This is a genomic window from Ruegeria sp. BHSC223, from assembly GCF_059613025.1.
Map to the genome: position 1 here is coordinate 171735 of NZ_JBXWRR010000007.1, position 19518 is coordinate 191252.

Annotated in this window: 18 protein-coding genes, 1 tRNA gene, 1 pseudogene and 1 riboswitch; of the genes and pseudogenes, 7 read left to right on the plus strand and 13 right to left on the minus strand. The window is 61.8% G+C overall.

Annotated features, from left to right (window positions below; translation table 11 throughout):
• Window positions 1-24: 24 nt before the first annotated feature.
• Genes AC2FNY_RS13290 through AC2FNY_RS13315 form a run of 6 tightly spaced genes read right to left on the minus strand, consistent with a single transcriptional unit; the run spans window position 25 to window position 5443 of the window.
• The gene (locus tag AC2FNY_RS13290; protein ID WP_496802747.1) at window positions 25-825 is read right to left on the minus strand and encodes an MBL fold metallo-hydrolase; all 801 of its coding nucleotides are present in this window, start codon (window positions 823-825) and stop codon (window positions 25-27) included.
• A complete protein-coding gene (locus AC2FNY_RS13295; RefSeq protein ID WP_496802748.1) occupies window positions 822-1637 on the minus strand; it encodes a TatD family hydrolase in 816 nt (271 codons plus the stop codon). Before AC2FNY_RS13295 ends, AC2FNY_RS13290 begins: the two co-directional genes overlap by 4 nt.
• Window positions 1634-2755, minus strand: coding sequence for a DNA polymerase III subunit delta' (locus tag AC2FNY_RS13300; protein ID WP_496802749.1), 1122 nt, complete (start codon window positions 2753-2755; stop codon window positions 1634-1636). The genes AC2FNY_RS13295 and AC2FNY_RS13300 overlap by 4 nt, the downstream gene beginning before the upstream one ends.
• On the minus strand, window positions 2752-3387 hold the full coding sequence (gene tmk / locus AC2FNY_RS13305) for a dTMP kinase (protein ID WP_496802750.1): 636 nt from the start codon (window positions 3385-3387) through the stop codon (window positions 2752-2754). The genes AC2FNY_RS13300 and tmk overlap by 4 nt, the downstream gene beginning before the upstream one ends.
• Complete coding sequence (locus tag AC2FNY_RS13310) at window positions 3384-4550, minus strand: D-alanyl-D-alanine carboxypeptidase family protein (RefSeq protein WP_234139008.1); 1167 nt, start codon at window positions 4548-4550, stop codon at window positions 3384-3386. The genes tmk and AC2FNY_RS13310 overlap by 4 nt, the downstream gene beginning before the upstream one ends.
• 17 nt (window positions 4551-4567) lie before the next feature.
• Window positions 4568-5443 carry an SPOR domain-containing protein gene (locus AC2FNY_RS13315; RefSeq protein ID WP_496802751.1) on the minus strand — a complete coding sequence of 292 codons (876 nt, stop codon included), beginning with the start codon at window positions 5441-5443 and terminating at the stop codon, window positions 4568-4570.
• Window positions 5444-5651: 208 nt separating this feature from the next.
• Here AC2FNY_RS13315 and AC2FNY_RS13320 point away from each other — a divergent pair.
• Window positions 5652-5741 (plus strand) — tRNA-Ser (locus AC2FNY_RS13320).
• Between the two features lie 373 nt (window positions 5742-6114).
• Here AC2FNY_RS13320 and AC2FNY_RS13325 read toward each other — a convergent pair.
• The 3 genes from AC2FNY_RS13325 to AC2FNY_RS13335 are packed head-to-tail and all read right to left on the minus strand — an operon-like array spanning window position 6115 to window position 8431.
• Window positions 6115-7791: a recombinase family protein gene (locus tag AC2FNY_RS13325; protein WP_496802752.1), complete on the minus strand. Its 1677-nt coding sequence runs from the start codon at window positions 7789-7791 to the stop codon at window positions 6115-6117.
• Window positions 7788-8204 (minus strand): DUF2924 domain-containing protein, encoded by a 417-nt coding sequence (locus AC2FNY_RS13330; RefSeq protein WP_496802753.1) that lies wholly within the window; start codon window positions 8202-8204, stop codon window positions 7788-7790. The genes AC2FNY_RS13325 and AC2FNY_RS13330 overlap by 4 nt, the downstream gene beginning before the upstream one ends.
• On the minus strand, window positions 8204-8431 hold the full coding sequence (locus AC2FNY_RS13335; RefSeq protein ID WP_496802754.1) for a DUF3489 domain-containing protein: 228 nt from the start codon (window positions 8429-8431) through the stop codon (window positions 8204-8206). The genes AC2FNY_RS13330 and AC2FNY_RS13335 overlap by 1 nt, the downstream gene beginning before the upstream one ends.
• Before the next feature lie 481 nt (window positions 8432-8912).
• On the opposite strand from AC2FNY_RS13335, the gene AC2FNY_RS13340 reads away from it, so the two are divergent.
• From AC2FNY_RS13340 to terL, 3 genes are read left to right on the plus strand one after another with little or no spacing between them, the layout of a single operon-like run.
• Window positions 8913-10307, plus strand: a complete 1395-nt coding sequence (locus AC2FNY_RS13340; protein WP_496802755.1) for a site-specific DNA-methyltransferase — start codon at window positions 8913-8915, stop codon at window positions 10305-10307.
• The gene (locus AC2FNY_RS13345; RefSeq protein WP_496802756.1) at window positions 10300-10749 is read left to right on the plus strand and encodes a DUF5681 domain-containing protein; all 450 of its coding nucleotides are present in this window, start codon (window positions 10300-10302) and stop codon (window positions 10747-10749) included. The genes AC2FNY_RS13340 and AC2FNY_RS13345 overlap by 8 nt, the downstream gene beginning before the upstream one ends.
• A complete protein-coding gene (gene terL / locus AC2FNY_RS13350; RefSeq protein WP_496802757.1) occupies window positions 10730-12223 on the plus strand; it encodes a phage terminase large subunit in 1494 nt (497 codons plus the stop codon). The genes AC2FNY_RS13345 and terL overlap by 20 nt, the downstream gene beginning before the upstream one ends.
• 921 nt (window positions 12224-13144) lie before the next feature.
• Here terL and AC2FNY_RS13355 read toward each other — a convergent pair.
• The 4 genes from AC2FNY_RS13355 to AC2FNY_RS13370 form a co-directional block, all read right to left on the minus strand.
• Window positions 13145-14437: a TRAP transporter large permease gene (locus AC2FNY_RS13355; RefSeq protein ID WP_496802758.1), complete on the minus strand. Its 1293-nt coding sequence runs from the start codon at window positions 14435-14437 to the stop codon at window positions 13145-13147.
• The gene (locus tag AC2FNY_RS13360; RefSeq protein WP_496802759.1) at window positions 14434-14934 is read right to left on the minus strand and encodes a TRAP transporter small permease; all 501 of its coding nucleotides are present in this window, start codon (window positions 14932-14934) and stop codon (window positions 14434-14436) included. Before AC2FNY_RS13360 ends, AC2FNY_RS13355 begins: the two co-directional genes overlap by 4 nt.
• 67 nt (window positions 14935-15001) lie before the next feature.
• Window positions 15002-16033 (minus strand): TRAP transporter substrate-binding protein, encoded by a 1032-nt coding sequence (locus tag AC2FNY_RS13365; protein ID WP_496802760.1) that lies wholly within the window; start codon window positions 16031-16033, stop codon window positions 15002-15004.
• A 32-nt stretch (window positions 16034-16065) separates the two neighbouring features.
• Entirely contained in the window at window positions 16066-17256 is a 1191-nt protein-coding gene (locus AC2FNY_RS13370) for a M20 metallopeptidase family protein (protein ID WP_496802761.1), read from the minus strand.
• Window positions 17257-17401: 145 nt separating this feature from the next.
• Here AC2FNY_RS13370 and AC2FNY_RS13375 point away from each other — a divergent pair, with 145 nt between their 5' ends.
• From AC2FNY_RS13375 to AC2FNY_RS13385, 3 genes and pseudogenes are all read left to right on the plus strand, one after another.
• On the plus strand, window positions 17402-17896 hold the full coding sequence (locus tag AC2FNY_RS13375; RefSeq protein ID WP_496802762.1) for a MarR family winged helix-turn-helix transcriptional regulator: 495 nt from the start codon (window positions 17402-17404) through the stop codon (window positions 17894-17896).
• Window positions 17897-17940: 44 nt separating this feature from the next.
• Window positions 17941-18026: riboswitch (glycine riboswitch) on the plus strand.
• 99 nt (window positions 18027-18125) lie between these two features.
• Window positions 18126-19397, plus strand: a complete 1272-nt coding sequence (locus AC2FNY_RS13380; protein WP_496802763.1) for a D-amino acid dehydrogenase — start codon at window positions 18126-18128, stop codon at window positions 19395-19397.
• Window positions 19398-19408: 11 nt separating this feature from the next.
• A pseudogene (locus AC2FNY_RS13385) lies at window positions 19409-19518 on the plus strand (threonine/serine dehydratase); the annotation flags it as partial.

Here is a 19518-nt window from a genome sequence, read left to right on the forward strand (position 1 = left end):
TGGCGACGCGCAGACAGAGCGACCTCAGAGCGCGTAGCGGATCACCATCCCGTCATAGGCGGGGGTGATGTGATCGGGGGTTTCGGCCGCCACGGTGTCGTGGTCGAGATCGATATGCATGTTGGTCAGCACCGCCCGGCGCGGCGCGGCGCGTGCGATCCAGTCCAGTGACTTGTCCAGATGCGCATGCGTCGGGTGTGGGGTCCGGCGCAGCGCGTCCAGCACCCAGCAATCCAGATCCTGCAACTCGGCCCAGGCCTCGTCATAGATCTCGGCCACGTCCGGCAGATAGGCCAGATCGTGGATGCGAAATCCCAGGCTGTCGATCGAGCCATGACCAACCCGGAACGGTCGAAAGGCGATCGGTCCACCGGGGCCGTCGATCTCGAACGGGCCCGAGATCGTCTTCATCTTTAGGATGGGTGGATAGGGCGAGCCATCGGGCTGCACAAAGGCATAGCCGAAGCGCGACAACAGCGCGTTCTGGGTATCGCCATCGGCCCAGACCGGGATGCGGGCGCGCATGTTGAACACGATCATGCGCAGATCGTCGATCCCGTGCACATGATCGGCATGGGAATGGGTATAGACCACCGCATCCAGCCGCCCGGTACCGGTATCCAGCAGCTGGCTGCGCATGTCGGGCGTGGTGTCGATCAGCACGGTTGTCACACCTGCGTCGCCTTCACGCTCGACCAGCATCGAGCAGCGGCGGCGGGTGTTGCGCGGGTTCTCGGGGTCGCAGTCGCCCCAATGCCCGCCCAGGCGTGGCACCCCCCCGGAAGAGCCGCAGCCCAGGATGGTAAAGCGCAGTTCGCCGCTCATGCGGCGGCCTTGAAGCGGGCGGCCTTGGTGAACAGCCGGTCGAAATTGGCCTGCGTGCGGGCGGCGAATTCGGCGTAATCCAGCCCGAACAGCTCGGCCCCGACCCGTGCGGTATGGGCGGTATAGGCCGGTTCGTTGCGCCGGCCCCGATGCGGTGGCGGCGCCAGATAGGGGGCGTCGGTCTCGACCAGGATACGGTCGAGCGGCGCGTCGGCGAAGATATCGCGCAGCTCCTGGCTTTTGGGGAATGCGGCGATGCCCGACATCGACAGGTAGAAGCCCAGATCAAGGGCGGCCCGCGCCAGCGCGGGCGAGGAGGAGAAACAGTGCATCACGCAGGAATAGGGCGCGCGCTGGTACTCCTCGGCCAGGATGCGGGCCATGTCGTCATCGGCGGCGCGGGCGTGGATGATCAGCGGCAGGCCGGTTTCCTGCGCCGCGCGGATGTGAATGCGCAGCGAGCGCTGCTGCACCTCGGCGCTGTCGGCGGTGTAGTGATAGTCGAGCCCGGTCTCGCCGATGCCGACGAATTTCGGGTGCCGGGCCAGCGCCACCAGTTCCTCGACCGTGGCCATGGGTTCCTCGGCGGCGCTCATCGGGTGAGTGCCAGCGGCATAGAACACGGGCGCATGCGCCTCGGCGATGGCGCGCACGGCGGGTTCGTTCTTCAGCCGGGTGCAGATCGTCACCATCCGGGTGACGCCAGCCCGCGCGGCGCGGGCCACGATCTCGTCCAGCTGCCCCTCGAAATCGGGGAAGTCGAGGTGGCAATGGCTGTCGGTGATCTCGGGTGTGGTGTCGGTCGTGCTCATCGGCCCCAGCTGGCGGTATCCTGCATCTTGAACACCGTATCTAGGACAAGCGCTGCGGGGTCAAGGTTCACCGCCTGCCCATGCCGGGCGCGGGCCGAGATGGTGGCCGCAACATCGGCCCAGCGGCGACCGCTGTCAGGGTCGGGGGCGAGGCGAGAGAGAACCTGCGCCTCTCCCATCGCGGCCTCGGGTTGGGGGGGCATGCCAGTGGCGCCGGTACGTGCCAGTCGGGCCAAGGCGATGTCGACAAGGCCCAGCAGAAGGTCGAACCGTTCGGTCGCGCCGCGCCCGGCCGCAGCCTCGGCCAGCGCCAGCGCGCGCGGGCGGTCGAGCCGGGGCATCGTGTCCAGAAGCGCGATCAGCTCGGCATAGAGCGCCAGACCGTCTAGGTTCAAGAGCCGCAGCGCCCGCCCGACCGAGCCCGAGGCGAGCGCGGCCAGATGCTCCGGCATCGCCTCGGTCCCGGCGCCCGCCTGTTCCAGTGCGGCCTGCATGTCGGCGGGTGACAGCGGTGTCAGGCGCAGGGTGCGACAGCGCGAGCGGATGGTCGGCAACAGGCGCGAGGGCTGGTGCGACACCAAAAGCAGCGTGGTGCGCGCGGGCGGCTCCTCGAGCATCTTCAACAGCGCGTTGGCGGCGCTGGTGTTCATCTCGTCTGCGCTGTCCACGATCACCACGCGCCGCCCGCCATCGGCCGAGCTGAGACCAAAGAAGCGGCCCAGCTTGCGAATATCCTCGACCACGATTTCGGAGCGCAAGCGCCCTTGGTCGTTGACCGAGCGGGTGATCGCCGCCAGCCCGGGTTCGGCCCCGGCCTGCATCCGGCGCGCAACCGGGTGTTCGGGGTCGATGTCGAGCGTTTGCGGCGGCGGCGGCGCGCCGAACAGCCCGTCGTCGGATTGCGGCGGCGTGGCCAGCAGAAAGCGTGCGATGCGCCAGGCCAGCGTTGCCTTGCCCACCCCCTCGGGCCCGGTCAGCAGCCAGCCGTGATGCAGCCGGTCCGAGCCATAGGCGGAGAGAAAGGCCCGTTCCGCGGCGTCCTGGCCAAACAGGCGGGGCGTCTCGCGCGGATGCGGTGCACCGGGCGCCTGGTCAGGGGTGGGGAGGTCGTCGCTCATCGGGTCCGGTTCAGATGGGTCAGAACGATCTCTGTCACATCCGCCGCCACGCTGTCCATGTCGCGATTGCCGTCGATGATGCGGAACCGATGGGCATATTCCCGCGCCAGGTCGAGAAATCCGGCGCGCATGCGCTGTTGCAGCTCGGGACCGAAATCCTCGAACCGTTCCTCGCTGCCCTGCCGGCCCTTGGCGCGGCTCAGGCCGGTTTCGGGGTCCATGTCGATCAGCAGGGTCAGGTCCGGTTCGCGTCCGATCATCAGCGCATGCAACTGGTCGACCAGCTGCCGCAGATCGCCGCGCGACAGGCCCTGATACATGCGGGTGCTGTCGGCGAAACGGTCGCAGATCACCACGCGGCCCGCGGCCAGCGCCGGTTCGATGGTGCGTTCCAGATGATCGCGGCGGGCGGCGGTAAAGAGCAGGATCTCGGTTTCCGCCGACCAGCGGTCGGGGTCGCCTTCAAGCACCAGACGGCGGATTTCCTCGGCACCGGGCGAGCCGCCCGGCTCGCGCGTCAGAACGACGTCATGACCCGCCGCGCGCAAGGTTTCGGCCAGCCGCCGCGCCTGGGTGGATTTGCCCGATCCGTCGATGCCTTCGAAGGTCAGAAACAGCCCCGTGCCGCTCACATCGCCTCCGCCGGTCCGGCGTTGAGCTGGCGCAGCAGCAGGTTGGCGGCGGTCTTGATCCGCACCACAAAGCCACCCGCCGGCACCGCCTCGGCCGCAACCAGAGGGCGGCGGATTTCGGGCAGGTCGTCGGGCTTGATCACCAGCTCGGCCAGTTGCTGGCCTTTGGCAATGGGCGCGTTGATCGGACCGTCATAGACCACTTCGGCCGCGACCTTGGTATCGGACAGGACCGGCAGCAGCAGGTTCAGATCCTCGGCCGGAACCAGTCCTACCGATTGTTTTGCTCCCATCCAGACTTCGGCGCGGGCGACCGGGTCGTCGGCGCGGGCAACGGTTTTGGTGGCAAAGTGGCGAAAGGACCAGTTCACGATCGCTTCGGCCTCCTCTGCGCGGCGGGCTTCGCTCTCGAGGCCGGTCAGGACAAAGATCACCCGGCGGTCGCCCTGCCGGGCCGAGCCGACAAGACCATAACCCGCCTCGGCGGTGTGCCCGGTCTTGAGCCCGTCGGCGCCGATGTCGAGCCTGAGCAGCGGGTTGCGGTTGCGGACATTCGAGGGCGCGCGGCCGTCAAAGGCGAATTCCGTCTCGGCAAACAGCGGATAATATTCGGGGAAATCGGTGATCAACCGATTGGCCAGCACCGCCAGATCATGCACCGACATCAGATGTCCCGCAGCCGGCCAGCCGTTGGAATTGGCGAATGTCGAGCGGGTCATGCCCAGTTGCTCGGCGCGCTTGGTCATGAAGCGGGCAAAACCGGCCTCGGTGCCATCGGGGCTGAGCGCCTCGGCGATCACCGCGCAGGCGTCGTTGCCGCTGAGCACGATGATGCCACGCAGCAGATCCTCGACCCGCACTCGGTCGGTGGTATTGAGGAACATGGTCGAGCCGCCATAGCTCATTGCGTGCTGTGACACCGGCAACCGCTCGTCCAGCGTCAGCCGTCCATCGCGCAGCGCCTCGAAGGTGACGTAGAGCGTCATCAGCTTCGACATCGACGCAGGCGGCAGCGCCTCGTCGGCGTTCTTGTTGAGCAGGACGGTGCCGGTGCTCTGATCCAGCACATAGGCGGCGCGCGCCGAGGTGTCATAGGCCAGCGCGGGCAGGGCGGCAAGCGCCAGGCCCAGGGCCAGCAGGGCGGAGCGGATGAAAGTCGGCACTGGGAAACCCTCCCGTCTTAGTTCTTCACTGCATAGGCGTCCGAGAACCCGGTGCCCTGAACCTGTTTCAGCAGCGCCGTGCGTTCGGATTTCGACTGCGCGGGGCCGACCAGGACCCGCCAGAAGGTCTTGCCGCTGGTGGTCTCCTGCCGGATCGTCGGCACCATGCCGGCGGCGCGCATTTGGTCGGCGGCGCGCTTGGCATTGGCCTCGACGCTGAAAATGCCGATCTGGATATAGGGTTTGTCCAGCGATGAGGTCTGCGGTTTCGGTTTGGGCGGTGCGGCGGGGGCTGCCGCCGGGGCCGGGCTGGGTGCGGCGGCCTCGATCGCTGCGGCGGCACCGGCAACCGGATCAAGCGTGGTTTCGGCCACCTCGGGCAGCGGTTCGACTGCGTCGGCCTCGGCCAGGGTCTCGTCCAGCGGCGGCTCTTCCTGAACCTCTTCGCGGCGCAACGCGGTCACGTTCAGTTCCACCGGTGCACCGGCCAGCATGCCCAGTGCGGCGGCGGCATCGGACGAGGCCTGAATGCGCGGGCCGGGAATGTCGCGCTCGCGCCGGAAAAGGGCACCGATAACGAACTTGTCGTTGGTGGCGTTGCGAATGATGACCCGCTCGGGTTCCTTGACGTCGGGATGCGCCACCCAGACACCACCCAGCGAGGGGCGTCCGTCCCACAGACCGGCCTCTGTCACCTGGAACACCTCGGGCGCTTCGACATCGCGTTCGACCAGTTTGGTGCTGCGGGTTTCGCTGCTGGCGGCCTCCTCCTTGTCCTTTGGCTGAAGAAAGGACAGGTTGGCGCCCTCTTCGCAACCGGCCAGCAACAACAGGCCAAGCCCAAGGGCCGGTAAACGGGTCAGTGGGCGGGACAATGGGCTCTTGCGGTGCATGTCGTTTGTATCCTTGCCTGTATCCGGGGCGCGCGCCGCCCCGCTGCCGGTTGTCCGGTCGTTGCGCTGCTGTGGGCGCCAAGGCCCGCTTTGGGGCGGATCATAACGCGCGGACCCGCCCTTTGAAAGCCTGCTGCACGGGCTTCGGCAAGTTTTCCCGGCTGGCCTCTTGCCTCGTCCGGGGCGAACGCATAGAGGGAATGCGACCGGGGAGGTGGCAGAGTGGTCGAATGCGGCGGTCTTGAAAACCGTTGATGGTGAGAGCCATCCCAGGGTTCGAATCCCTGTCTCCCCGCCAGCCACCCGAGTCTCAGTTTTCCTGTGCTTTTTGAGCCGAAATTCTCTCGCAATTCCCGCGGGTTGCTCGACCATCTCCCCAACTGAGGCGATACAGTCACCCATTTGTGGCGTGGATTTTCCCTGAAGTCTCAGTTCGGGTTTTGGGCGGGTGCGCTTTGGCCGAGATTTCCCTGATACAGCTGGATTTACAGCGAATCTCGGTGGATTTGGTCGGTTTCTGAAGTGACGCACTTTGAAAAAGAGCCAGTCTGCAATGGCTTGGCTGCAAATTCCCTAAGCGGAGGAGCAGGGAATTTTCTGGCGCGAGCAGGGAATGTTAAAACGGGGATCAGGGAAATTTAATCCGGCAACAGGGAAGCCGATATTTTGTGTCAGGAGAACCCGAAGAGGCGTTCCTGTTCGGCCCAATCAAGCGGATGCGTGATGCTGACGAGTCGCTTGAGGGTCAGCTCCGGCGGCTGAGTGCCGTCGAGGATGGCCGCCTGGATATTGGGCGACAGGAAGGCAAGTTGGGTGCGGTTGCGGATAAAGGAACCGGGAACCTTTTCGCGGTGCGCGATGTCGGACAGCTGGACACCGGACTTCAATTCCCGGGCCCAGCCATGGGCGCGGATCAGCATGGCATGGAGATGGGGGTCGGGGTCGGGGTGCGCATCGCCAACGATGATTTTTGTCTCGACCCCGCGGCGGCGAAGATCGAACGGGCTGGCAACGTGCAGCAGGTCGGGCAGCACTTGGTCAGTGGGAATACCCAGCAGCTGGGCGAGGGTCGCGCCATCGAGGTCGAGTTCGATGCGACCGCGTGACAGGACAGCTGAGAAGAGAAGGTCGGCACCGAGGCTGCCGCCTTTGGTTGCCAAACGCGCAACAAGGTCCAGGACCAACAGGTTCGTCGCTTCGGTTGTGCTTGCATCGGGCTCCACCAGCACCCGGTGTGCACGGGCCGCTTCGGTGAGGTGCTTCGCCATGACATCGAGCACGGTCTTTTCCAGCAGGAGTGCGGGCAACCGCCAGCCAGCGGGATCCTTGCCGCCCGAGATCAGACGGTTCGATACGTAGTAGCGCAGCCTGCGACCGACGCGGGTCGTGTGGGTTGGGGTCAGCCTGTCGCCGGTTTCGTCGCGCAACTTTCCCGTAAGCCAGGCCCCGGGATCATTTACTGTGCCGGGTTCGTTGCTTGAACCGCGTCCCCGGGTTGACGCGGCCCGCATCCGGCTCTGAACCCGGTTCCAGAGATCATCCTCTATGATCGCCGCGTGTTGGCCGGGCCAGATCTTGTCCTTGTGTCGGATCTGACCAAGGTAGACCGGGTTGCGGAGCAGGTAATAGATCTGTCCGCGGGACATTGGCTGGTCGTCCGACGTAGTCCCGTTCGCACACAACCGGCGTTTTGACCGCAATCCCTCTGCGGTAGCGATGTCTGCCACCCGTCGAAGGCAGCCGTGCTCGGCATAGAGCGTAAAGAGGCGCAACACGGTTGATGCCTCGTCCTTGTTGATGACCAGGGTCCTGGTGTTTTGATCGGGATGCCTGTCATAGCCCAGTGGCAGGTTCCCGCCCATCCAGAGCCCCTTTTTCTTGGAGGCCGCGATCTTGTCGCGGATCCTCTCGGCCGTCACCTCACGTTCAAACTGGGCAAAGGACAAGAGTACGTTCAAGGTCAGTCGCCCCATCGAGGAGGAGGTGTTGAAGGCCTGGGTGACCGAGACGAATGAGCAGTTTGCCTTTTCCAGTCGCTCAACCAGCTTGGAGAAGTCGGCGAGCGACCGGGTCAACCTGTCGATCTTGTAGACAACGACCATGTCGATGCGCCCGGCATCGATCTCGTCCAGCAACCGCTGAAGGGCAGGGCGTTCCAGGGTTCCGCCTGAAAGGCCGCCATCGTCGTAGCGCTCGGGAAGTAGCTTCCAGCCTTCGTGACGCTGGCTGGCGACATAAGCCGCGCAGGCCTCGTATTGCGCATCAAGCGAGTTGAACTCCTGTTCGAGACCATCCTCGGAGGATTTGCGGGTGTAGATGGCACAGCGGATTTTCGGGCGTCCGGTCATTTCGCGGCCTTTCCGCCGAGGCCAAAGAACCGCGGTCCTGACCAATGTGCCCCGGTGATTTCCCGGGCAATGGCCGAGAGCGACCGCCAGCTCCGCCCGTTCCAGCTTAACCCGGAATCTGAGACATCGACCACATGGGTCACACCGTTCCATTCCCGGAGCAGGCGCCCGCCTGGTTTCATCGCCGGGCTTGCCGGGGTCAGTTTTTCGGCCTGGCCCTTCTCGAGGACGCTGCGCACCCGCCGCGACAGCCCGCCTTGACGGCGGGACTGCAGTTCAAAGGCCAGAAAGCGGCGCAGGAAGGGCTGGCTCAGCATCTTGGGGGCCGGCTCTTCAAAAATCTCCTGCCAAAGACCAAGTAGCTGGGAGCGGCCCATGGTTTCGAGGTTGGCGATCTCGACTTGCTTTTGCATCAGCGTGCCTCCGGACCCGGAACAAGATGGTAGGTCGAAGGGCAGCCCCTGTTTTCCGATGGGCGCCGCTCAATCTCTGCCCCCTTCTTGCGCAAGGTGCTGAGAGCCGCCCTTGCCGAATGGGGCTGCCACCCGGTGGCCTTGCAGAGCGCCTCCAGCGTGGCTCCGGCCGGTCGCCGCAACATCGCGGTTACCTTGTCGATCTTGGCCTGTTTGGGTTTGGACATGTCTGGTTCCTCAGGTTCAGGGAGGCGGCGAAAGGCCAGCCCCGGTACCGAGGAGAGCCCGAATGTGTCGGGCTTGCGTCCAGTGATGCGTGGTTTGCGGCGCTAGTCCAGTTCTTTCCAGAGAACAACTCGCCAATTCCCAACGTGGGCCTCCAACTTGCCATGCATATGGATAATCGTTTATTAATAATTGGTTAAAGGAAACTTTTTGCAGTTTTTGGGTTGCAATTCGATCCTGTTGGCTATAATTTTTGCTTATCCGAACCAAAAGAAGCGTCCGGATGAACACATGCGCTCAATGATGATCAATGGAACTAAAGCAGTTCCGGGGAACTAAAGCAGTTCCATAGGTAGAAACGAAGAAACGACCTCTCGAGACCATCCGTCGAGAAGGTTTTCATTCCTCGATACCCTGTTTTTCTCCGACTGGGTTCACTTCGCCCTGGCCGTTTTTTGACGGCTTTGATCAATGGAGGCGCCAATGAGTGCTCTAGAAATGAAAGCGGCGGCATCGCGATTGACTTCGTCAATCTGGATGGCCGACAAGGTTGTTCAAACGCCTGTTTCTGACCTCAAACCCTATGCCAGGAACAACCGTATCCATACGCCGAAGAACGTGGACAAGCTGAAAGCCTCGGTGGAACAGTTTGGCTTTGTCACCCCGATCCTCATTGATGGCGACAACGTGATCATTGCCGGTCACGGAAGACATGAGGCCGCAAAGGCGCTGGGACTGGTTGCCGTGCCTACGGTTGTTGCTGCTCATCTTAGTCCGGCGGAGGTGCGCGCCTTGCGCATCGCGGACAACAGGTTGGCGGAACTGTCGGACTGGGACGCGGAGGCTTTGCAGATCGAGTTTGCCGAGCTGATGGACCTGGGTCTTGAAGGTGAACTGGATTTCGACCTTGTCGTTACCGGTTTCGAAATGCCAGAGATCGACATAATCATCAACGGGGCAGGGGATGTTGTCGCGACCGAGCGTGAACTGGTCGAGGCTCCGGATCCACATAAACAGGCGGTAACACGGCCCGGCGATCTCTGGAAACTGTGTGACCATCGCATCCTGTGCGCCGACTCGTTGAGTGCGAACAGCTACGATCGTGTTCTCGCCGGGGCCATTCCGAGAATGGTTTTTACTGATCCGCCTTACAATGTGCCAGTAAGGGGTCATGTCCGCGTTGGAGGCGGCAATGGTCATCGCGAATTTGCCATGGCCTCAGGTGAGATGTCGGAAACGGAGTTCCGAGGTTTCCTCGAGACGGTCTTCGCACACCTGGAAGCTGCCCTGCCAGCCGGTGGCATATCCATGGTCTGCATGGATTGGCGTCACATCGAAGAGCTGGTCGCCGCTGGCAAGGGGCGGGGGTTTGATCTCATCAATCTCTGTGTCTGGAACAAGACCAACGGTGGTATGGGCAGTCTTTACCGCTCCAAGCACGAGTTGATTTGTATCTTCAAGAAGCCGGGCGCGCCGCATCTCAATAACGTGGAACTGGGAAAGCACGACCGCAACCGAACCAATGTGTGGGATTATGCCGGGGTGAACAGCTTCGGGAAGGGGCGTGAGGCAGATCTGGTGGATCACCCCACGGTCAAACCAACCGCTTTGGTGGTCGATGCGATCATGGATGTCAGCCAGCGCGGTGATGTGGTCCTGGATGCCTTTGGCGGCTCGGGCGCAACCCTGCTGGCGGCGGCGAAGACCGGGCGCAAGGCATGCCTGATCGAACTCGACCCGCTTTATGTCGATGTTGCCATCCGTCGCTGGCAAGAAATGAGCGGCTGCAAGGCTGTCAACCTGGAAACCGGGGAAGCATTTGATGATCGCGCAACCGCGTTGCTCGTCAATGAAAAGACGGAGGCTGAAAATGTCTAAGTCGCCAAAGGACTACGAGGTCGGCTATGGCAAGCCTCCGAAGGCAAGTCAGTTCAAGAAGGGGCAATCCGGAAATCCGAAAGGCCGGCCCAAAGAGGGCAAGAACGTGGGAACAATGTTGAAGAACGTATTCTTTCGGAAGATTGCGATCACCGAACATGGAAAACGTCGTGAAGTCCCGATGCTCGAAGCGATTTTGCGTCAGCTCGTGAACGGCGCAGCAAAGGGAGAATTGCGGTCTGTCGATCGGGTGCTCAAGCTTTTGCCCATGGTACAGGAAGCCAGTGCAGCTGCGATGTCGGAGGATGCGGATGCCGCCAAAATGAAATCGGAAACCGAGGTTGCCGTGCTCGAGGCTCTGGCCGAGATGTTCGGCGGCGCACCCGACCAGCTCTTTGCGACTGTTCAGAAAGGACTGGGCGATGATCGCGCTGAAACCTGAAAGCGTTACAGAGGTCGCCAGAGCCGCAATGCGCGAAAACCTCTATGCATTCTTGATTGGCGCATTTGATGTGCTCTGCCCGGGGGAGACGCTTTCCCGGGCACCTTATCTGGAGGCCATGTGCTTTGCGTTGCAACGCGTAGCAACGGGCGAGTGTTCGCGCTTGATGATCTCGATTGCACCGCGCCAACTAAAATCGGTTTGTGGATCGGTTTTGTTGCCGGCCTTTGTCCTGGGGCGCGATGCGACGCAGAAAGTGGTGGTTGTCAGTTATGGCAAGGATCTTGCACGAGAACATGCGGAACAGTTCAGGCGCCTGGTCACGAGTTCATTTTACAGGCGGCTGTTCCCTCAGATGAGCTTGGATCCCAGGCACAACCGTCACGAGCATATGAAAACCTCGGCAGTTGGCGGCCGAAAATCCGTCTCTGTCGGTGGCGGCGTTACAGGCTTCGGTGCCAACCTGATTATTATCGACGATCTCGGCAAACCGTCCGAGATGCGGCATGACAGCTATCGTCAGGAGTTGCGTGACTATTTCGATCAGACCTTGTTTTCTCGTCTGAACGACAAGAGAAAAGATCGTATCGTGTCGATCCAGCAGCGCCTGCATCCCGACGATTTTTCGGCGTATCTCCTCGAGAAGGAGACCTTTGATCACCTGTGTTTGCCGTCGATCGCCGAACTCCCGGAAGAACTCCGGCTTTACAACAATCGCGTGTTCAGGCGGCGGCCCGGGGATGACCTGAACCCGGAACGGGAACCTCAGGAGGTTCTCGCCAGGATCAAAGCCGATATCGGGACCTTCGCGTTCCAGGCACAATACCAACAGAACTCGTCCGACGGTGAGAGCGCATTCCTGTCGATGTCGGATTTGCATCTGGTCGATACCCTCCCGAACGAAATTTTGTTCACGCGGCGCGTACAGAGTTGGGATACGGCGGCCAAGGACGGTCCTCGGTGTGACTATTCGGTCGGAATGACCTTTGGTTGGCATGACCAGGAAATGCGCTGGTATCTTCTCGACGTCATTCGCGGACGGCTCGACTACACCGAACTCAAGTCAACAATCCGCCGATGGCGCGAGCGTTGGGTCGCGGACAAGGTTTTGATCGAGGCGTCCGCTATGGGCAACGCGCTGCTTCAGGAGTTCTGGCGCGAGACAAACGGAGTCTTTCAACCGATAAACGTGGTTAACAGTAAGCTGGACCGGTTCATCCCTCATACCGTTTGGATCAAGTCCGGGAAGCTTGCGATCCCAACCGACAAGCCTTGGTTTGACACGTTCCAGCGTGAACTTCTGGCATTCCCGGATGCCAGTTATGACGACCAGGTCGATGCACTCACCCAGTTTGCGGAGTACATGCGTCGGTCTCAGATCGCTTACTTGGACACAGATCCGCATTCCGGGCGCCGCATGGGACAAATTCATCGGGAGCGCCCTCGGCGGGAAGACAGGATGCGGTTTGCGTGAAATTGATCAATCAAGCATGGAGGGGCGACTGAAGGAATCCGGTTCAGAAGGCCAGCCGTGCCGATGTTGACAACGCAGCGGTTCCATAAGGTCGAAAGCCTGCCGCAGTTTCTTGACCGGCTCAGCACGCCGAAGATGACGACTATGTGGTTAATCCCCAAGTGAGGGAACGCGCGGGGTTTGAGGCTGACCATGGATGTCCTGACCTCCTTTAGGCTGGGTGCGGCGTTCGATTGCGGCTTCAGGCTCATAACCTGAAGGTCGTAGGTTCAAATCCTACTCCCGCAACCAAACTTTCCACACAAGATCAAATACTTACACGGCGCCCCACAGGGCGTTTTCGTATTTGCGCAATTCTGGTCAACGCCTGGTCAACATTCGGCCAGCCCCCATGCGTGGGGGCTTGTTGCGTCTGGCGCGGTAAATACACTGTAGCATCCATCCAGATCTCGTGTGTGTTCCCTCCTTCCATTAATGGTCCGCTGCCGGGCACAGTGACTATGTTCAAAGTCTCAAAGGTAAAGGAGAGCGCTTTGGGCCCGACCTATGTCCAGGCCAGCTGGTCGCACTCGTCAAAGCCGATGTCGCGCAAGATGATCGGGTGGGTGGCGCCACTCCCAGCAGGGTCAGATTGACGAGGAGGCCGGAAATGCCGGTCGCGCCTTAGATGTTTTGCGCGTCGACACTGCTTTGCTCGCCCTACGAGAAGGTCGCGGCAGCGACATTGACCAGAAGGGTAGTAATCGCTCCGACACCTTCAGCATTACCCGAGACGGTGCAATTGGCAATCCCAACGGGTTTGTGCCGAAAGCGCCCAATCACGTTTCGGACCTGCTGCGCCCTTGAAGATGCGGCACAAAAAAGGCGGCGGGCGAGGATTTCCTTCGCCCGCCGCTCTTCGTTTTTGTGTCTGGTCGGCCTCTATCCGACGGTGCTTCCCAGCCAAAGCGTGATCGCAGGAAACGCGATCAGTATGGCAAGCCGGACGACATCGACCGCGATGAAGGGGATGAGTCCCTTGAAGATCCGCACGACGGGAACGTCGGGAAGAACGGCTTTAAGGACGAAGACATTCATGCCCACTGGGGGTGTGATCAGTGCGATTTCCGTCACGACGATAACGATGATGCCGAACCATACCAGATCGAACCCTTGAGCGACGACGATAGGCGCGAAAAGGGGTACGAAGATCAGGATGATCGCCATCGAGTCCATCACGCAGCCCAGCACAAGGAACACGCACATGATGGCCAGGATCAGCGCCGTGCCCTCCAGGCCAGTAGACTGCACCAGGCTCAAAACACCAGACGCCAGCCCAGAAAGGGTCAAGAGCTTGGACAGCATGAGCGCGCCGAACAGTACGGTGTAGAGCGAGACAGAGGTATAGGCAGTGTCGACGACTATGGCGCGCAACACGGCCCAAGTGAGCTTGCCGTGGAAGGTCGCGATGAGGATTGCCAGCCCGGCGCCCATGCCGGCGGCTTCGGTCGGGGTAAAGAGCTTTGCATAGAGGCCGCCGATGATCAGCCCGAAGAGCAGCAGAAAGGGCCAGACACCGGCAAGCGTCCGGATCTTTTCCGGCCAAGGGGTCTTCTCGCCTTGCGGAGCATGGCTGGGATCGAGGGCCGCCACGAGGCGGATGGCCAGCATGTAGAATGCAAGACCCAGGAGTCCGGGAACGACGCCGGCGATGAACAGGTCGCCGATATTGGTCTGGGTCAGGATGCCATAGACCACCATGATGATCGAAGGCGGGATAAGGATGCCCAGTGTGCCGCCCGCCGCGATGGTGCCAGCGGCCAGCTCGTCGGAATACTTGTACTTGCGCATGCTGGGATAGGCGACCTTAGCCATGGTCGCCGCCGTGGCGTAGCTCGACCCGCAGACCGCCGAGAAACCGGAGCAGGCCACCATGGTGGACAGCGCCAGCCCGCCCCGGACATGCCCGACAAAGGCATAGGCCGCGCGGAACAGGTCGCTCGCGATCCCGGTCTTCGAGATCACGTTCCCCATCAGGATGAACATCGGCACGACGGCCAGGTCGTAGGACAGGACCGCGTCCGAAATCGTCAGCGGCACCAGCTGGAACGCGATGTTCCAGTTGATGGCGAACCCGATCCCGGCGACCGAGACGGCTATCAGGGCGAAGGCCAGCGGAACCCGCAGGAAAGCAAGCAGGATGGCCACCGCCATCGCGATTGAACCGGAAATCACAGCGCTTCCTCCTCGTGGGTGTCGTTCGGATCGACCATCGGGCCGGTGAAGGCGATTGCCAGCGCGGCAAGTGCCGAGAGCGCGCAGCTGAACGCCATGAAGAAATACAAGGGTCCGCGCGGCACGCGCAGCGCCTGGCTGACCTCGGAGATTCGCGCGGCGTTGATCCCGTGCTTGACGAAAAGCCAGGCGGTGACGGCAAGGACAACGACCACCAGGACCGAGGTCAGGACCCGCCACCAGGCCATCCAGGGCTGGCTGACCAGCTTGTCCAGGATGTCGATGGTCAGATGCGCCGCGGCCGCCGTGACCAGCGGCAAGCCGGCAAAAACCACCAGGGCCATCAGGTGTTCGGTGATGTCGTTCGAGCCATAGATCGGCTTGCCGACCAAGCGCCGGCCGATGACGTCGGCGAATGTCAGCGCGACCATTGCCAGGAGGAACAGTGCCATGACCGTCTCGACCCCCCGGCGGATTTTCCATGCCATGGACAGCATGATAGTGCCTCCTCCCTGTGAAAGCGGGGGACGGATCGCCGCCCCCCGTGGTGCGAAAAACCGGTGATTACTCGCCGGCCAGCGACGTGTAGGTCGCGTTGTAGAAGTCCAGCATGGCCTGGGGATCGGCGACCCCGGCAGCCTTGGCGGCCTCGATCCACTCGGCGACCATCGTGCCGTAGATCCCGTCCACCGCAGCGATCAGCTCGGGCGAGGCTTTGACGATCTCGTGACCCGCAGCGGTCAGCTTTTCTGTCGCTGCCGGATTCTGAACGTCGAAGTTCTTGCCCCATGCAGCCGACAATTCCTCGCCGATAATGCCTTCGATGGCGGTCTTGTCCGCGTCGCTCAAGCCGTCCCACTTGGCGCCGTTCATGACCACGAAGAAGGTGGCGTCATAGAAGCCCTTCGGGAACACCGTGTGATGCTTAAGAACGTCCTCGAGACGGAAGTTGACCACCGATTCCATCGTATGCAGCGACCCGTCGATGACGCCGCTTTCCAGCATCTCGTACGCCTTCGTCGCGGGCGCGGCGACAGGAACGGCACCCAGGGCGGTCAGCAGCTTTTCCTGGATCGGGCCACCCATGCGGAACTTCTGGTTCGCCACATCGGCCGGGTTGGTCACGGTGTTCTTGCCGTGATGCAACTGGCCGCCGCCGAACATGCCGACGGCCAGCATCTTGACGCCGTCGAATGCGGCGTTGTCGGCCAGGAACTTCTCGTAGGTCTGCCAGAGGGCACGGCTTTGCGCTTCTGCGTTGGTGCCGGCATTCGGGAACTCGGCGAACCACATCGACACGAACCGCTCGGGCTCGTAGGTGAAGTTACCCCAGGTGATGTCGGCCACGCCGTTGCGTGCCAGTTCCCAGTGCTGCGGCGGGCTGGCCAGCGGCGCGGGCAGGATGGTGACCGTGACGCGGCCTTGGGTCGCTGCGGCGATCTTTTCGGTCAGCGGCACCAGAAAATCGGTGTGCACGAAATGAGTCGGCGGTACCCAAGACGACATAGTGAGCGTCTCGGCGCTGGCCATCGCTCCTGCAATCAGGGCTGTTGCGGCAACAGCTCCCTTGAGCATTTTGGTAGTAAAGGTGATCATCTGGATCCTCCCTTGGATGATACGTGGATGTGTTAGGTGAGCTGGTAAGAGTTGAGCGTCCTGCTCGTTCGGAGCTTTGCCAGATCGGCAAAGATAGCGGCTCCGACCGGGATGATGTCCGGGTCGAAGACGAATTTCGGATGATGTGGGGCAAAGCCGCCCTGACCTATGAAGAAGTAGGCACCGGGCACGAGCCCTGAGAGCTCGGAGAAGTCCTCGGACGCCATGAGGCTGCGGGCGTTCTCGGTGACGCGCTCTGATCCAACGACCCGCGTTGCCGCAGCCAAGGCCGCAGCGACGCAGACAGGATTGTTCAGTGTGACGGGCACCATGCTGGTCACGTCGATCTCGATGAGAACACCAAAGAGCAGTTCGGTCGCGCGCACTGCGTCCTGCAGCAAATCGGCCAGTGTATCGCGTACTTCGGTCGCCGTCGTGCGCATTGTTCCTTCGAGCCGGACCGTATCGGGCAGGATATTGCGGGCCGTACCGCCTTTGATCAGACCAAAGGAAATCACCCCGGTATGGCGTGCATCGAAACTCCGAGTGGCGGCCTGCTGGACAGACGAGATCAGATGTGCGGCTGCCGCGATGGCGTCCTGACCGGTATGTGGCATCGACCCGTGCGCACCTTGCGCCCGGATCGTGATATCGATGTTGTCCGCCGAAGAAAGAGCCGCTGTCGCAGGCACGCCGACCTGACCGGCGGGCAAGTCCGGCGAGTTGTGCAAGGCGTAGATCTCGTCACAGGGGAACCGCTTGAAGAGGCCGTCTGCGATCATCGCGCATGCACCGGTCAGGAGTTCCTCGGCGGGCTGGAAGATGAAGCGAATTGTGCCGTCGAAGTTCCGATGCGCCGCGAGATAGGCGGCAGCGGTCAGTGCGGTAACCATGTGTCCGTCATGCCCGCAGCCGTGAAACCGGGCGGGAACTTCGGAGGCGTAACCGACCGAGGATCTTTCCTGCATCGGCAGTGCATCGAGCTCTGCCCGGAAGGCGATACACCGCCCCGGTGCTTCGGGAGACGCGCTCTGCCCATGCAAGGTCCCGACGACGCCCGTACCACCGATGCCAGTCTCGACAATGTAACCAAGGTCCGTCAGCCGCTCCGCGACAAAGGCCGCCGTCCGCACTTCTTCGAAGCCGATTTCGGGGTGGCGGTGCAGGGTCTGCAGCCAGTCTTGCGACGTTTTGCGGTGAGTCTCGTACCAGGTGGAAAACATCTGCGGGGGCTCCAATTCATCTCGATGTGAGAATATTGCGCGGAGATACTTTTCCGGCAAGATGGTTTCTTGTTAAGACTATTTTGTGTAGAAATCAGGGTAAGGCATGATACTTTTTGGGTATCGACGACAGGAGAAGCGGATCGTGCAGGCCGATAAGACATTCAAGAATGAACGCCTGACGTACAGGTTGAACATAGTCGCCCAAGAAGCGATCCAGGCTAATGACGAGATTTTCTTGCGAGAGACGGGATGCCGGATCCGCGATCTGCGTGTGTTGCGATTGATCGATGATCGGCCGGGCACTACATTTGCAGAAATCGCGAAAATAACTGGTTTTGACAGAAGTCTGACCTCGCGGATCATCCAGAACCTGCTGTCCGAAGGCCTGATCCAGCGCGAGAATTCGACCGAAGACGCCCGGGTCTTCCTGTTGTCGACGACCGAGAAGGGCAAGGAGATTCGCCAGGCTGCGCGCCGACTTTCCGACCGACTCGAGGTCATCCTGACTGATCCCCTGTCGGTGCAGGAGCTCAAGGCCCTGAACGAGATTCTGGACCGGCTGGGCCGGTGGGTGACGTCCAGCGACTATCGTCAGGCGCTTGTCGATGACGAGGCTATTCAGGCGACGCAAAAATAGTCTTTACATGAGAATATTTTTTCGATAGACAAAATACAGCTTGAAAAGCCGTCACAGGAGAGGCCGACCCTATCGGCGCCGAAGGAGCAACCCCCCGGAACCTCTCAGGCAAAAGGACTGTGAACGGATAGGCGTCTGAAGCGTGTCGTGGAGTGATGTCCGCCGCCGCGACAGAGGGGATTGGACCCGCCACCCGGCGGGACGAAACCTTGGGTCGCGGGAGGAAACCATGACCAGAATAGCCGTAATCGGCGCCGGAATCACTGGCGTCACCACCGCCTCGAGCCTGATGGACCGGGGGTATGACGTCACCCTGTTCGACCGCAACCGCTATGCCGCGATGCAGACCTCTTTCGCCAATGGCGGCCAGTTGTCCGCCTCGAATGCCGAGACCTGGAACCGCTGGTCGACGGTGTTCAAGGGGATGAAGTGGATGATGACCCGCGGCGCGCCCCTTCTCGTCAACCCCAAGCCGAGCTGGCACAAGTACAGCTGGATGGCCGAGTTCGTCGGAGCGATCCCGCAATACCGGGCCAACACGGTTCAGACCACGCGCATGGCCATCGCCGCGCGCGGCCTGCTGCGCGAGAAGGCCGAACGCCACGGGTTCGATTTCGACTGCGAAGACCGCGGCATCCTGCACATCTACACGAACAAAAAGGAATTCGATCACGCCACCGAGGTCAACAAGCTGTTGGCCGAGGGCGGGCTGGAACGCCGGGCCGTGGCACCCGAGGAAGTTCGCCAGATCGAGCCTGCGCTCAGCGGCGATTTCTACGGCGGCTACTACACCGAAAGCGATTTCACCGGCGACATTCATCGCTACACGACGGGCCTGGCCAAATCCATCGAGAAGGGCGGGGCGGTGCTGCGCTTCGGCACCGACGTCGAGGCGCTGACTGTGGACAAGAACGAGGTGCGCTTGACCTGGAGCCGGAACAACGAAAGCCGGGTCGAGACGTTCGATGCCATCGTTGTCTGTGCCGGTGTGGAAAGCCGGGCCATCGCGGCCCAGCTGGGCGACCGGGTGAACGTCTACCCCGTGAAGGGCTATTCCATCACCGTGCGGCTCGACGACGAGGAAAGCCAGCGCGCGGCACCCTGGATCAGCCTGCTCGACGATGAGGCCAAGGTGGTGACCAGCCGCCTGGGCAAGGATCGGTTCCGGATCGCGGGCACGGCCGAGTTCAACGGCTACAACCTCGACATCCGGGACGACCGGGTACGCCCGCTGGTGAAGTGGTGCGAACGGTTCTTCCCCGGTGTGAGCACCGAACACGCCATCCCATGGGCAGGACTGCGACCGATGATGCCGAACATGATGCCGAAGGTCGGGCAGGGCGCGCGTGACCGGGTGTTCTACAACACCGGGCATGGGCATCTTGGCTGGACCCTGTCCGCGGTAACCGCCGAAATGGTGGCCGAAAAGGTTGCGGAGTCTCGGACTGTCAACAGTGCTGGTGCCGTGATATCGGGTGCAACGGCTCCGCTGCAAGCGTAAGGAGCGGTGTGATGTATATTCCTTCCTACGAGGACATGCTTTGTGCGCATGATCGGATCGCGCCGTATATCCGTCGTACGCCGGTGCGGGTGTCGGATTATCTGAGCGAGTTGGCGGGGTG